Source organism: Weizmannia sp. FSL W8-1119, from assembly GCF_038008605.1.
Lineage (GTDB): Bacteria > Bacillota > Bacilli > Bacillales > Bacillaceae_C > Weizmannia > Weizmannia coagulans.
In genome coordinates this window covers 1,189,587-1,203,020 of the sequence record NZ_JBBOZL010000001.1, presented here as the reverse complement: position 1 = coordinate 1,203,020, position 13,434 = coordinate 1,189,587, and the positions used below count along the sequence as shown (strand labels likewise).

Annotated in this window: 14 protein-coding genes; all 14 read right to left on the bottom strand. The window is 48.6% G+C overall.

Annotated elements, in window-relative coordinates:
* Positions 1 to 11 precede the first annotated feature (11 nt).
* From NSQ19_RS05745 to fliM, 14 genes are read right to left on the bottom strand one after another with little or no spacing between them, the layout of a single operon-like run.
* On the bottom strand, positions 12 to 440 hold the full coding sequence (locus NSQ19_RS05745) for a chemotaxis protein CheW (RefSeq protein ID WP_019721099.1): 429 nt from the start codon (positions 438 to 440) through the stop codon (positions 12 to 14).
* A gap of 52 nt (positions 441 to 492) precedes the next feature.
* Positions 493 to 2,541 (bottom strand): chemotaxis protein CheA, encoded by a 2,049-nt coding sequence (locus NSQ19_RS05740; RefSeq protein ID WP_340702546.1) that lies wholly within the window; start codon positions 2,539 to 2,541, stop codon positions 493 to 495.
* Between the two features lie 12 nt (positions 2,542 to 2,553).
* Positions 2,554 to 3,213: a CheB methylesterase domain-containing protein gene (locus NSQ19_RS05735; RefSeq protein WP_340702545.1), complete on the bottom strand. Its 660-nt coding sequence runs from the start codon at positions 3,211 to 3,213 to the stop codon at positions 2,554 to 2,556.
* A 58-nt stretch (positions 3,214 to 3,271) separates the two neighbouring features.
* Positions 3,272 to 4,132 carry a MinD/ParA family protein gene (locus NSQ19_RS05730; protein WP_013859110.1) on the bottom strand — a complete coding sequence of 287 codons (861 nt, stop codon included), beginning with the start codon at positions 4,130 to 4,132 and terminating at the stop codon, positions 3,272 to 3,274.
* On the bottom strand, positions 4,129 to 5,274 hold the full coding sequence (gene flhF, locus NSQ19_RS05725; protein WP_017554483.1) for a flagellar biosynthesis protein FlhF: 1,146 nt from the start codon (positions 5,272 to 5,274) through the stop codon (positions 4,129 to 4,131). Before flhF ends, NSQ19_RS05730 begins: the two co-directional genes overlap by 4 nt.
* Positions 5,271 to 7,313 (bottom strand): flagellar biosynthesis protein FlhA, encoded by a 2,043-nt coding sequence (gene flhA / locus NSQ19_RS05720; RefSeq protein ID WP_017554482.1) that lies wholly within the window; start codon positions 7,311 to 7,313, stop codon positions 5,271 to 5,273. Before flhA ends, flhF begins: the two co-directional genes overlap by 4 nt.
* Before the next feature lie 31 nt (positions 7,314 to 7,344).
* A complete protein-coding gene (gene flhB / locus NSQ19_RS05715; protein WP_081110525.1) occupies positions 7,345 to 8,427 on the bottom strand; it encodes a flagellar biosynthesis protein FlhB in 1,083 nt (360 codons plus the stop codon).
* Complete coding sequence (gene fliR / locus NSQ19_RS05710) at positions 8,424 to 9,203, bottom strand: flagellar biosynthetic protein FliR (RefSeq protein WP_340702544.1); 780 nt, start codon at positions 9,201 to 9,203, stop codon at positions 8,424 to 8,426. Before fliR ends, flhB begins: the two co-directional genes overlap by 4 nt.
* A gap of 3 nt (positions 9,204 to 9,206) precedes the next feature.
* A complete protein-coding gene (gene fliQ, locus NSQ19_RS05705; protein ID WP_014095440.1) occupies positions 9,207 to 9,476 on the bottom strand; it encodes a flagellar biosynthesis protein FliQ in 270 nt (89 codons plus the stop codon).
* A 14-nt stretch (positions 9,477 to 9,490) separates the two neighbouring features.
* The gene (gene fliP, locus NSQ19_RS05700) at positions 9,491 to 10,156 is read right to left on the bottom strand and encodes a flagellar type III secretion system pore protein FliP (RefSeq protein ID WP_013859103.1); all 666 of its coding nucleotides are present in this window, start codon (positions 10,154 to 10,156) and stop codon (positions 9,491 to 9,493) included.
* Positions 10,149 to 10,832: a flagellar biosynthetic protein FliO gene (locus NSQ19_RS05695; RefSeq protein ID WP_013859102.1), complete on the bottom strand. Its 684-nt coding sequence runs from the start codon at positions 10,830 to 10,832 to the stop codon at positions 10,149 to 10,151. The genes fliP and NSQ19_RS05695 overlap by 8 nt, the downstream gene beginning before the upstream one ends.
* 24 nt (positions 10,833 to 10,856) lie before the next feature.
* Positions 10,857 to 11,219 (bottom strand): response regulator, encoded by a 363-nt coding sequence (locus tag NSQ19_RS05690; RefSeq protein WP_013859101.1) that lies wholly within the window; start codon positions 11,217 to 11,219, stop codon positions 10,857 to 10,859.
* Between the two features lie 15 nt (positions 11,220 to 11,234).
* The gene (gene fliY / locus NSQ19_RS05685; RefSeq protein WP_061575341.1) at positions 11,235 to 12,353 is read right to left on the bottom strand and encodes a flagellar motor switch phosphatase FliY; all 1,119 of its coding nucleotides are present in this window, start codon (positions 12,351 to 12,353) and stop codon (positions 11,235 to 11,237) included.
* The gene (fliM, locus tag NSQ19_RS05680) at positions 12,343 to 13,344 is read right to left on the bottom strand and encodes a flagellar motor switch protein FliM (protein WP_017554478.1); all 1,002 of its coding nucleotides are present in this window, start codon (positions 13,342 to 13,344) and stop codon (positions 12,343 to 12,345) included. Before fliM ends, fliY begins: the two co-directional genes overlap by 11 nt.
* Between the last annotated feature and the right edge of the window lie 90 nt (positions 13,345 to 13,434).

Sequence of the window (13,434 nt, the reverse complement as noted above, 5' to 3'; positions counted from 1 at the left end):
TTAAAATACCCCTATTGTAATGGCGTTAAAGTTTTTTCTAAATCAAGCAGCAGCAAAAGCCTCTGGTTTATATTCGCCACACCGGAAATAAAGTCCTCTTTGCCCGCGTTTACCACTTCCGGCTCGGGTTCCACTTTTTTTTCGTCGATATCCAGGACATCCGTCGCCTCGTCCACAAGCAGGCCCGTTTCAATCTCTCCAAACCGGACGATGATCAGCTTGCGTTCCTCCGTATCAGCGCCCGTGTCATCCTCCATGCCAAACCGTTTTTTCAGATCAATGACCGGGATAATGACACCGCGCAAATTCATCACGCCAAGTATAAAAGGAGCGGTAAGCGGCACTCTTGTAATATGCTGCAGCTTTTCAATGGCCAAAACCTGCGTAACCGGCAGGGCATACTCTTTATCATTTAACTGAAATACGATCACTTTCTCCAACGATCTCAACCTCTTTCCTGGGCAATGAAGTGGGCGGCAAGCACCCTGTTTTCTATTTAATCAGCGCATTGCTGTCGATGATAAGGGCAACCTGGCCGTTTCCAAGAATGGTGGCCCCGGAAATGGCAAATACATTCGTTAAATAATTCCCTAAAGATTTTAATACGATTTCCTGCTGGCCGATAAAGGCGTCCACCACAAACGCAGCCAGTTTTTCCCCTTTCCGCACAATCAGTACGGAGACATATTCATCATTTTGCTTTGCGTCCGGAACTTCAAATATTTCATTTAAAAAGACAAGCGGCACCACTTTGCCCCGGAAATCGATCACTTTTTGGTGATGCGCTTTTAATATTTCGCCCTTCTTAATAATGGCCGTCTCTACAATAGAGGATAACGGGACAGCATATTTTTCCGTCCCGATTTCCACGAGCATGACGGAAATGATCGACAGGGTAAGCGGCAGCTGAATCGTAAAGACGGATCCGCGCCCTTCTGCGGAATGGACAGAAATCGAGCCGCCCAATGATTGAATAGTTGATTTCACCACATCCAGCCCGACACCACGGCCGGAAATATCAGATACATGGTCAGCGGTTGAAAAACCGGATTCAAAAATCAGGTTATAAATCTGGCTGTCTGTTAAACTGCCGGCTTCCTCCTTTTTGACAATGCCTTTTTCAATGGCTTTTTCCAGCACTTTTTCACGGTTAATGCCGGCGCCGTCGTCTTCGATTTCAATAAACACATGGTTGCCGCTGTGGTAAGCTTTTAACGTAATGGTCCCTGTTTCCGGCTTTCCTGCCCGCTTTCTTTCTTCCGGTTGTTCAATGCCGTGGTCGCACGAATTCCGGATCAGATGGACAAGCGGGTCGCCGATTTCATCAATGACGGTGCGGTCCAGTTCTGTTTCGGCACCGATAATGTCGAGATCCATTTTTTTGTGCAATTCTCTTGCCAGCTGGCGGACAAGCCGCGGAAAACGGTTAAACACCGTTTCGACCGGCACCATCCGCATGTTCAAAATGATCGTTTGCAAGTCGCCGGAAATTCTGGACATCCTTTCAACGGTTTCATTGAGCTCCGGATGGTTCACTTCTTTTGCAATTTGTTCGAGGCGCCCGCGGTCAATGACCAGCTCTTCAAATAGATTCAGCAGATTATCCAGCCGCTCGATGTTCACACGGATCGTCTTCGTTGTATGTTTCTGTTTTTGCGGATGCTTTTTCGCCGGTTTTTGCGGCTGCTTTTCCGCTATGTCCGGTGCAGCCTGTTTTTTCTCTTCTGCTGCCGGTTTCTCGGGTTCTGTCGTTTCCAGGTGTTGTCCGCTCTCCGGTTTTGAGAGGGTCACGGTGCTTGCTTTGACATCTTCAATCTCTGATACTTTACAGATTTTTTGGCGGATCTCTTCCCTGTCCTCTTTTGAGATCAGCGTCACCTTAAATTCATTGTCGAACTGCTCTTCTTCCAGCTGGTCGGCCGGCGGATCGGAATGGATAATCTCGCCGCATTTTTCAAGGATATCAAATACCATGAATACCCGCGCCGCTTTTAAAAGGCAATCGCTGCGCAATGTTACCGTGAACTGGTAACAGCTGTACCCTTGTTCTTCTGATTGAACAATCACGGCCTGTTCATACTGGTCAAATTCGTCTTCCTCTGTTTCCGCCTTTTCCGCTGTGGCGGCCGAAGCTTCTTTCTCCGCCTTCTTCTCTCCGGCCGAACCCTGTTCTGCCGCTTCCAGGCGGGCGATTGTCCCGCTCACATCCATTTTGCCGTCCCCGCCGTTTGCAACCGATTCCATCATCGCTTCCAGATGGTCCACCGCAGTAAAAATCACATCGATAATGTCCGGTGTTACAGACAGCTTCCCGTTCCGAATGGCATCAAGCACATTTTCCATCTTATGAGTCAGGTTGGCGAGGTCTTCATACCCCATTGTTGCCGACATCCCTTTCAATGTGTGGGCGGAACGGAAAATTTCATTGACAATTTGCAAGTCATCCGGGCTTTTTTCAAGCAGCAGCACATTTTCGTTTAACGACTGGATATGTTCCCTGCTTTCTTCAATAAACACTTCCAAGTACTGGCTCATTTCCATCTATACCACACCCTAATCACTAATAAATTTCATGATTGCCTCCGCAATTTTTTCCAGCGGCAAAACTTCATCCACCACTTTCGCGGCAATGGCACTTCTCGGCATGCCGTAAACGATGCAGCTTTCTTCCGCTTCGACAATCGCTCTTACATGCCCGCGATTCTTTAACGCGATCAAACCTTTTGTTCCGTCTGAACCCATCCCGGTCATGATGACGGCAAGTGTTTCATAGTTTTTCAGCATGCTCACCGATTCAAATGTTTTATCCACAGCTGGCCTGTGCCCGTTAACCGGCGCGGATTGCTCAAGCCGGATAAAGAGATGTGCGCCGCGCGCCTCCACGCCCATATGGAAGTCCCCGGGCGCCATATAAACCGCCCCCGGCTTGAGCATTTCGCCATCCTCGGCTTCTTTCACCCTGATGTTTGAAATGGCATTCAGCCGGCTGGCAAGCGACTTTGTAAATCCGCTTGGCATATGCTGGACAACCAGAACAGGCGCTTCCAAATTCCCGGGCAGGGAAGAAAGGACGGTTTGCAGGGCGCGCGGTCCTCCGGTCGATGTTCCGATGCAAACCAATTTTTTCCGTGCTATCCGTCCGCTTTGAACAGGATCGGACAAAGGTTGCGTGTTTTTTTCCGGTTCGCTTCCTTTACGTTTTTCCCATTTCACAAATCTGCCCCCTGTTTTTCAAAACTGTCATTCATTGCCCTGTTATTGCCATGCATGTTTAATGTTTCAGCAAAAGCCCCTTCAGTTTCCGCATAAATACCGGGGCGCGCGGGCCGAGCCCGTCCGGATTGCCAGATACATAACGGTTAAGCAATTCATCGATTCTTCTTGCAGCCGCTGAATGCGGAAATGCACTGTAAAACGGCAGCTGCCTTGATACGGCTTTTTTTACATGCGGATCTTCCGGCACAACGCCGAGAATGTTTACTTCTTTTCCTAAAAATTTCCTGACTGTAAATTGAAGCCTGTTTAACGTCAACATCCCGTCTTTTTCTTTTTCCGCCCGGTTGCAAATTAAATATAGGGAGGTGCTGAATTGCTGCATGTAAATATATTTCATCATCGAATAAGCATCGGTAATCGCAGTCGGCTCAGGAGTTGTGACAATAAAAATATCATCAGCCGAAAGCAATACTTTAAGGCTTGAAGGCGCGGCGCCGGCACCCATATCGAAAATGATGTAATCAAAATCATACTGGAGCAGTTCGAGCTCTGTGACAAGCCTGCTTACAGCAGCTTCTTCCATCTCGACAATTTGAGCAAACCCGTTGCCGGCTGAAATATAGGAAATGCCGGCCGGCCCGCCGCATATAATTTGGGCAAGCGGGATATTCCGGTTGATAAAGTCCGAGATCGTATACGACGCATCAAGCCCGAGCAGAACATGGATATTGCCCATGCCGACATCCAGGTCAAATAAAAGGACTTTTTTCCCCTTTCCCGCAAGTGCCATTGCCAAATTAACCGAAATATTGGACTTCCCGACCCCGCCCTTTCCGCTTGCGACGGCGAGCGTTTTTGCCGGGACCCCGTGTTGCATTTTTAACTTTGCGCGCAGCTGTTCTGCCTGGTCTCTCATTTGCCGTTCTCCCCAAATACGTATTCGGCAAAAATACCGGGGGTTGCCTCGAGCATATCATCCGGGACATCCTGGCCGTTTGTCACATACGCACAGCCTTTTCCATACTGCTCCATTAAATTGACCGCAGCGCCGTAAGTGGATGTCTCATCCAGCTTGGTGAAGATAAACCGGTCAATCCTGATGCTTTGAAAACTGTCAACAACTTCTTTCATATCTTTCTCTTTCATCGTTAAAGACAGCGTCAGAAAGGTGTCCATTTCCGCTTGAAAATCGATAAGCCCAGAAAGTTCACGGACATATTGCCGCTCCCTGTAATTCCGGCCGGCGGTATCGATAAAAATGCGGTCAAAATCGGAAAATTTATCGATCGCTTTTTTGAAATCGGACAATTTATAGATTACTTCAAGCGGAACATTCAGCAGGTTTGCATACGTTTTTAATTGTTCAATCGCTGCAATCCGGTACGTATCCGTTGTAATGAAAGCAATTTTTTCTTTTCTTTCGAGCACGGCCCGGGCAGCCATTTTGGCGAGTGTCGTCGTTTTTCCGACACCGGTTGGCCCGATCAGGTTCACGTACTTTCTCCGGCTTCCCCCGTAAGTAAAACGGGACAGCTTTTTTTGAAGCAGTGCCTTCGCTTGTTTTAAAATTTCTTCTTCCGCCAGATTGCCGTTTGCTTTCTCCCATTCTTCATACAGGGCATCCCCGATCTCAAGCAGCAACGATTCATCCAGCCCTTGCTGCGAACCTGAGTTTAATCGTTTTTGAACCGGCAGCGGATACTTTTGGTAAGCGGGATTGGCAAATTTCGACACTTCACGGACCACTTTTTTCAGCTCTGCGATTTCTTTTTGCAGGCTTTCTTTTTCGGAACGGGCGGAAGCATCCGGCGCGCGCGCGGGTTTTTCACCCCGTTCGGTTTTCAGGCTATAGGCGGGGGCCGTTTGTACCGTGCCATTTTTTCCGGCATCCGGATCAACAGCTGCAATCACTTCGATGTTGCGCTTTTTCATAAATCCGAGAAAGCCTTTGCGCTGGACCACTTTTGAATTTAAAATGACGGCCTGGTCCCCGAGCTCAAGGCGGATCTGTTTCATTGCTTCAGACATATTGGGCGCCATAAACTTTTTGATTTTCATTCTATGTTCACCAGCCCTGTGCTTTGTACCTCAACGTTTGCTTCCAGTTCATTATAGGAAAGAACCGGCACCTGGGGAAAGAACCGTTCAATCATTTGCCGCAAATACATGCGGATGGCAGGCGAACAAAGGATGACCGCGGAACTGCCGGTCAGCGATACCCTCTCAACCTGCTGTGAAACGGATTCCACAATTTTTTGCGACACGGACGGATCCAGAGAAAGATAGTTGCCGTGCTCCGTGCGCTGGATGCCGTCCGCAATCAATTTTTCCACTTTTCCCGAAACGGTGATGACTTTTAATTGCCCGTCTTGCGCATATTGCGCTGTAATTTGCCGCGCAAGGCTTTGGCGGGCGTATTCCGTCAGCAAATCAGTATCTGTTGTTAATTTACCATAGTCGGCTAACGTTTCAAAGATAATCGGCAGTTTTCGGATGGAAACATTTTCTTTCAAAAGATTCGCCAGCACTTTCTGGATATCGCCGACGGACAACGGGTTCGGTGTCACCTCTTCCACAAGCACCGGGTACGACTCTTTCAAATGGTCAATCAATGCTTTTGTTTCCTGCCTTCCGAGCAGCATATACGCGTTTTGACGGATCATTTCCGTAATATGGGTCGAGACAACCGTCGGAGGATCCACGACCGTATAGCCCATCATTTCCGCCTGTTCTTTTTGTTCTTCCGTGACCCATTTTGCCGGCATTCCAAAAGCCGGCTCGACCGTCTCAATGCCTTCAACGGAGCCGTCATCTTCGCCGGGTGCCATCGCCAAATAGTGGTCGAGAAGAAGCTCGCCTTTGGCAAGTTCATTCCCGTTTATTTTCAACCGGTACTCATTCGGCTCAAGCTGGATATTATCGCGGATCCGGACAACCGGAATGACAACGCCGAGTTCGATGGCGAGCTGCCTGCGGATCATGACAATCCTGTCAAGCAAATCGCCTCCCTGGTTGGCATCAACAAGCGGGATCAGGCCGTAGCCGAATTCGAATTCGATCGGGTCAATATCGAGCAGGCTCATGACGCTTTCCGGGCTTTTCAATTCTTCAGGCTGGAGTTCTTCCGCTTTCTCCGCGCTTTCCTGTTCCGTTTTTTTCGGGACTTGCTGAAGCCGGAAACCACCGATGAAAAGAGCCGCTGCCACCGTCATAGTTAAAAAATCATTAATCGGCGTAAACAGGCCAAGCAAAAAAATCGTGCCTCCCGCGATATACAGCATTTTTGGATAAGACAACATCTGCGCCATTACGTCCTGGCCAAGATTGCCGTCTGATGCCGCCCTCGTGACCACGATCCCGGTTGCTGTGGAAATGAGCAGCGCCGGCACCTGGCTGACAATGCCGTCCCCGACGGTCATCAGCGAAAACTGGCTCGCGGCATCACTGATGGAGAGGCCGAGCTGGGTCATGCCGATAATGATCCCGAAAATAAGATTAATGAGAACGATAATGATGCTGGCAATCGCATCGCCTTTGACAAATTTGCTGGCACCGTCCATCGCGCCGTAAAAATCCGCTTCCCGGCTGACTTTTTCCCGGCGGGCGCGCGCTTCCTGGTCGGATATCATGCCGGCATTCAAGTCCGCATCAATGCTCATTTGCTTGCCCGGCATCGCATCGAGCGTGAACCGGGCTGCCACTTCAGCCACCCGTTCAGCGCCTTTTGTAATCACAATAAATTGGATAATAATCAAAATCGTAAAGACGACAAGCCCAACGACGATGTTGCCGCCGACAACGAACGATCCGAACGTCTCAATGACCCCGCCGGCATTGCCGGTGGAAAGGATCGAGCGGGTGGTTGAGATATTCAGTCCGAGCCGGAATAAGGTTAAAATGAGCAGCAACGACGGAAAGACGGAAAACTGGAGCGGCTCTTTCATATTCATTGAGATTAAAAGCACCATTAATGCAAGAGAAATATTACATATAATTAAAAAGCTCAATGCCCATGTCGGAAACGGGATAATCAGCATGGTGACGATTAAAATGACACCTGCGATCACGGGAATATCTCTCAAATCTCTTGCACTCATACGGTTTCTCTCCTAACTTGCATGAAAAAGCTTAAATTTTATGCTTGATTTTGTATACGTACGCCAAAATTTCCGCTACTGCTTTGAAAAACTGTTCCGGAATGCGTCCGCCAACTTCCACCTGCTCATAAAGTGCCCTCGCCAGCGGCCGGTTTTCCAGCATCACAATGTCATGCTCTTTTGCGACCGACTTAATTTTTTGAGCAAGGAAATCCGCCCCTTTTGCCACAACAATGGGCGCATCACTCTTTGCTTCATCATACCGGAGGCAGACGGCAAAATGCGTCGGGTTGGTAATGACGACATCGGCATTCGGCACTTCCTGCATCATTCTCTGCATGGCCATTTCCCGTTGTTTTTGCCTGATTTTTGATTTAATCAGCGGGTCGCCCTCCATGTTTTTAAATTCTTCCTTGATTTCCTGTTTGGACATCCGGATATTTTTTTCAAAGTCAAAACGCTGGTACAAATAATCAAGAACGGCGAGCACAAACAGCGCAACGGAGGCGCTGATGCCGGTTATGACAGCGAGATGCCCGACTGCACCCAGCGTATCGCCCGCGCTTTTAAACGGCAGGCCTGAAATATCCTGGATGTTGGTCCAAATAACGTAAAAAGCGACGGCACCGACCACTGCCATTTTTAAAACGGATTTTAACAATTCCACAAGCGCCCGGATCGAAAAAATCCGTTTTAATCCGGCGACGGGATTGATTTTGTTTATATTCGGTTTCAGCCCTTCGCCGGTAAAAAGGAGGCCGGTTTGGGCCACATTGCCGATCACGCCGGCCAAAAGGGCAACGGCCATGACTGGCAAAAGCATCGAAGCCAGCTGTTTCATGACGCCGGTCATCAATTTGCCAACGCTTTGCTCCGTGACATCCTGCAGCATGTATTTTGAAAAGGCCTGGCGGAAGAGCGCCATCATCGGGCTTCCGATCGAGGAGGCCCCGAAATACAAGAACAGAAACACCGCCAGAAGCATGACGGCCGTTACGATATCCTGGCTTTTGGCCGTCTGCCCCTTTTTGCGGGCATCACGCCGTTTTTTCGGCGTTGCCTTTTCTGTTTTCTCCCCTGCGAAAAACTGCAAATCGAGTGAGAGGTGCTTCAAACGGATCCCCCCAACAGTGCCATACAATTCCGCATCGCAACAAACATCCATTCAAACAGATGTTCAACTGCAATATAAAGCGTGCCCATTGCCACCGCCAGCGCGATCAAACTAACGGCAATTTTGACCGGAAAGCCGACTACAAAAATATTAAGCTGTGGCACGGTCCGGGCGATGATGCCGAGCGCAATGTCCGTTAAAAACAGGACGGCGACAACGGGTGCCGACATTTGAAAAGCGACGAGAAACACACGGGCCAAAAGTGTTGCCAAATATTTTGCAAGATTGAAAGACCCGAGATGGATCCACGCCTGATCGAGCGGGATAAACGAATAGCTGTAATAAATCCCGTCCAAAAGCAGGTGGTGCCCGTTCAGGGAAAGCAATAAAAGCAGCGCAAAACTGTACAAATATTCCCCGGTAAGCGGCGTTTGCGCCCCTGATTGCGGATCAATCACATTGGCCATGGAAAACCCTGCCTGAAAGTCGATAAACGTGCCGGCCAATTGCACGGCCGACAAAATGAAATAGGCTGTAAAGCCAAGCAGCAGGCCGACAAGTGCTTCCTTGATCATCAGCAAAAAATAGGCACCGTCCATGGTGAACGGTTTGGCATGGATTGTGTACGTCACAAGGACGGACAAAAAGAAACCAAGGCCGATCCGGAACCGGGCCGGTACGCTCCTGTGGGAAAACAACGGCATCATGATAAAAAAAGTTGTGACCCTGATGAAAACGAGTAAAAATATGCTGAATGACGGAATCAGTTCATCCATGTGTTAACCTATATATTGTGTTAAATTGGATAAAATTTCTTTTGTGTATGTAAGCATGTGGCTCAGCATCCACGGGCCAAGCAGTACGAGGCCGAGCAGCACCGCAACAATTTTCGGGACAAATGCCAGCGTCTGTTCCTGGATTTGCGTTGCAGCCTGGAAGATGCTAACAATCATGCCGACGACAAGCGCAATCAACAAAAGCGGGCCGCAGACCATAAAGGTCACCATGATGCCTTTTTCGGCCAGTGAAATGACCATTTCCTCACTCAATCCATTCACCTTCTTTAAAAACTTTCAAGCAGCGACTTCACAACAAGATACCATCCGTCCACGAGCACAAACAATAAGATTTTAAAAGGCAGCGAGATCATCACAGGCGGCAGCATCATCATCCCCATGGACATCAGGACGCTTGCCACGACCATATCGATGACAAGAAAAGGAATGAAAATCATAAAGCCCATTTGAAAAGCCGTCTTTAATTCGCTGATCGTAAATGCCGGAACAAGCGTTGTCATTGGAATATCCTGCACTGACTTTGGCTGCTTTTTATGGGCATAATCTAAAAACAGCTGCAAGTCTTTCTGCCGGGTCTGTTTCGCCATAAATTCCTTAAACGGCTTCTGGGCTTTGTCATAAGCCTCTTCCAGCGTCACTTTATCATGGAACAACGGCGTGAGCGCCTGTTTGTTTACCTGTTGAAACGTCGGGGCCATGATAAAAAACGTCAGAAACAGCGCAAGCCCTACGATCACCTGATTCGGCGGGGCTGTCTGCGTGCCGAGCGAAGTCCGGACAAAAGACAGGACAATGACAATCCGCGTAAAAGAAGTCAGCAGGATTAAAATACTCGGGGCCAATGAAAGAACGGTCATAAGCAAAAGGATTTTGACCGAAAGGGAAACCGTATCGCCGGATGTGCTGCTTAATGTATTCAACAACTCATTCATCGTTCTGTTTCTCCTTCTCCCTTTGTTCCAGTTCTTTCATCGCCTGCGCCCGCTCCTCCCTGATCGCGCTGATTTGCGATTTCAGCAAATGCCCGAACGGGGTTGCTTCTGTTTTTGCCCCGGTTTCCCTGTTTTTCACAGCTTTTATGAGCCTTGTCGCAATATCGCGCGGTTCCAGTTGCTGCTCGAGCTTTTTATTGTACTGGTCAACGAACTGCCTGACCTCTTCCTCGTCATCAATTTCTTTGACAAGCTGCACATCGTCCCCGACACCTAAAATAAGAATCCTGTCCCCCGCTTTTACAATTTGCAGCGACTTGTTCCCGCCCAAAGGCGTGCCGCCGAAATTCTGTATCATTTTACTGCTTTGATAGGCACGGCTTCTTTTGTTGACAAATTTTAAAACAAAGTATAGTAAACAAATCACGAAAATAAGTGCGAGGATCATCCGCGCAATATCCCCGAAGGTTACCGCCGGATTTGCCGTTTCCGATTGTTTAGCCCCACTTTCGGATTTTCCGTCCGATTGTTTTTGGCACTGTTTCGGATGGTCGATGCATTCTTTCACATTCCCGTTAAAAGAAGCCGCAAGGGCATTGCCGGGTGCCGGAAACCCGTACAACAGGTAAAGCAGAATTCCAAGCAGCACCAGCCCCTTCGTCACTTGGCTTTGCAAATCACTGTCACCTTCCTGGCATCGTCAGCCGAGCGTTTTTTGGATGGCCTCGATCACACGGTCAGCCTGGAACGGTTTGACGATAAAATCTTTTGCGCCGGCCTGGATGGCATCAATAACCATCGCCTGCTGGCCCATTGCCGAGCACATGATGACTTTTGCATCCGGGTCGATTTTTTTAATCTCCTTCAGTGCGCTGATCCCGTCCACTTCCGGCATTGTAATATCCATTGTCACAAGATCCGGCCGGTGTTCCTTATATTTTTCGATTGCTTGTGCGCCGTCTGCCGCTTCAGCGACAACGTCATATCCGTTTTTTGTCAGAATGTCTTTAATCATCATGCGCATAAACGCAGCGTCATCTACAATCAAAATTTTCTTTGCCATTTGGATCTTCCCCCATTATCTCAGTTTTTTCAGCCGGTCTTTCTGGCTCACAATATCTGTCACACGCACACCGAAGTTCTCATCAATCACAACCACTTCCCCGATGGCGATTAACTGATGGTTGATGAGAATATCCACGGGTTCTCCGGCAAGCTTGTCCAGTTCTACAATGGAGCCTGCGCCCATTTCAAGAATTTCCCTTACTGTTTTCGATGTCCTGCCCAATTCAACGGTCACTTCAAGCGGAATGTCAAGGAGCATGTCCAGATTTTTCGTTTCCACGCGCGGCGCTGTTTCTTCAAAACTCGTAAAAACAGCCGGCTGCACATTTTGGTGCGTCTCTTGTTTTGCAGCATTTTGAGCAGGCTCAGCCGGTTTTTCCGCAGCATGGCCTCGTACATTTTGATCCGGCTGCTTTTCCCCCTCTTTTTTCCCGGCTTCCGCGGGTTGTTCCGGATGGATGAGATCACTAACCAGTTTTTTTGCAAACGAAAGCGGCAACAGCTGCATGATCTGCGAATCGATTAATGACCCGATCATAATCCGGAACGAGACTTTTACAAGCAAATCCTGGTCCGGGAGCTTATCCGTGCCTTCTCCTTCCAAAATATTTAAAAGTGAAACGGCCGGCGGAGAAATATCGATTCTTTTATTAAAAATCGTAGACATCGAGGTGGCGGCAGACCCCATCATCTGATTCATCGCTTCCTGTACCGCGCTCAAATGGATCTCATCCAGTTCGCTGCTCGGATTTTCGCCGGTTCCACCCAGCATCAAGTCGGCAATAATGGCGGCATCAGATTGTTTGATGACGAGCACATTCACGCCGGAAAAGCCCTCTGTGTATTTCACCTGAATGGCCACGTAGGGATGTGGAAATTCATCCGCCAGTTTGTCGTGCCGGACAATGCTGACCTCAGGCGTTGTAATTTCAACTTTTTGTGAAAGCAGGGTGGACAATGCCGTCGCAGAGCTCCCGAACGAAATATTTCCAATTTCCCCAAGCGCATCCCTTTCCATGGAATCGAGATAATCTTCCACATGGAGGGCATCTTTGGCGCTTGCGTCTTCCAGATTTGCAGTGCCGTTAAGAAGGGCATCAATTTCTTCTTGCGACAGCATATCATCGCTCATACTTTTCTTCTTCCCCTTCCTCTATGATATCCAGGATTTGGACAGCCATTTTAGTGCCTTGCTTGCCTGGCTGCCCGATGAATTTCGGAATTTTATCCACCTTGACAACCAACGGCTCTTCAATGGTTTGGTTCAGCCGTATACAGTCGCCAATTTCTAAATTCAGAAAGTCTTCAATTTTTATCGTTGCCGTCCCCAGTTCGGCGGTGAGCGGCACTTTTGCCTCCTTGATGCCTTCTTCGAGCAGGCGGATATTGTCCGGATCCGGTTCCTTTCCGGCGTGCTGCATCCAATAATGCCCGGACAATTTCGGCATCATCGGGTCAAGCACCACTTGCGGCAGGCATAAATTGATCATGCCGCTTGTATCGCCGATGGTCGTGTTGAGAGAAATAACGACTACGGTTTCATTCGGAGAAATCATCTGCAGAAACTGCGGATTGACTTCCAGTTCAGTCAGAAAGGGATTGATCTCGATGATCTCACTCCACGCTTCCTTTAACTGGTCGATGGTCTGGTCAAAAATTCTCGTCATGATTTTCTTTTCAATCTCAGTGAGTTTGTCAATTTTATTGATGCTTTCCCCGTACCCTCCCAGCACTCGATCCATCATCGTGTAGGCAATGTTCGGGTTAATTTCCATAATAATATTCCCGTCAAGCGGGGGAACTTCATAAACCGTCAGAAGGGTCATTTTCGGTATCGAACGGATAAATTCCTCATACGGAATCTGGTCAGCCGATGCAACCGAAATCTGCACGTAAGTCCGGAGCTGGGCAGATAAAAAGGTTGTGAGAATCCTTGAGAAGTTTTCATGAATTCTTGTCAGGCTTCTGATCTGGTCTTTTGAAAACCGGAGCGCCCGCTTGAAATCATATACTTTGACTTTCCGGGTTTCCTCTTTTTTTATTTCCTCCGCATTCATTTCCCCCGTTGACAGGGCGGATAGCAGCGCATCAATTTCAGACTGCGATAAAATATCTTCCGGCAACTTTATCCACCCCCTTTGTATACATACAGGCACAGGGGCCGGACTGCCTGCTGCGGCACTGCCTTTTTGCTGCAATCTGCCCTTGATCCG

Bases quoted from the DNA above. Each gene is read 5' to 3' on its own strand.
- flhF (WP_017554483.1), bottom strand. From the start codon at position 5,274: ATGAAAATCAAAAAGTTTATGGCGCCCAATATGTCTGAAGCAATGAAA.
- fliY (WP_061575341.1), bottom strand. From the start codon at position 12,353: ATGAGCGATGATATGCTGTCGCAAGAAGAAATTGATGCCCTTCTTAAC.
- fliR (WP_340702544.1), bottom strand. From the start codon at position 9,203: ATGGATGAACTGATTCCGTCATTCAGCATATTTTTACTCGTTTTCATC.
- NSQ19_RS05730 (WP_013859110.1), bottom strand. From the start codon at position 4,132: ATGAGAGACCAGGCAGAACAGCTGCGCGCAAAGTTAAAAATGCAACAC.
- fliP (WP_013859103.1), bottom strand. From the start codon at position 10,156: ATGAATGAGTTGTTGAATACATTAAGCAGCACATCCGGCGATACGGTT.
- NSQ19_RS05690 (WP_013859101.1), bottom strand. From the start codon at position 11,219: ATGGCAAAGAAAATTTTGATTGTAGATGACGCTGCGTTTATGCGCATG.
- NSQ19_RS05740 (WP_340702546.1), bottom strand. From the start codon at position 2,541: ATGGAAATGAGCCAGTACTTGGAAGTGTTTATTGAAGAAAGCAGGGAA.
- flhA (WP_017554482.1), bottom strand. From the start codon at position 7,313: ATGAGTGCAAGAGATTTGAGAGATATTCCCGTGATCGCAGGTGTCATT.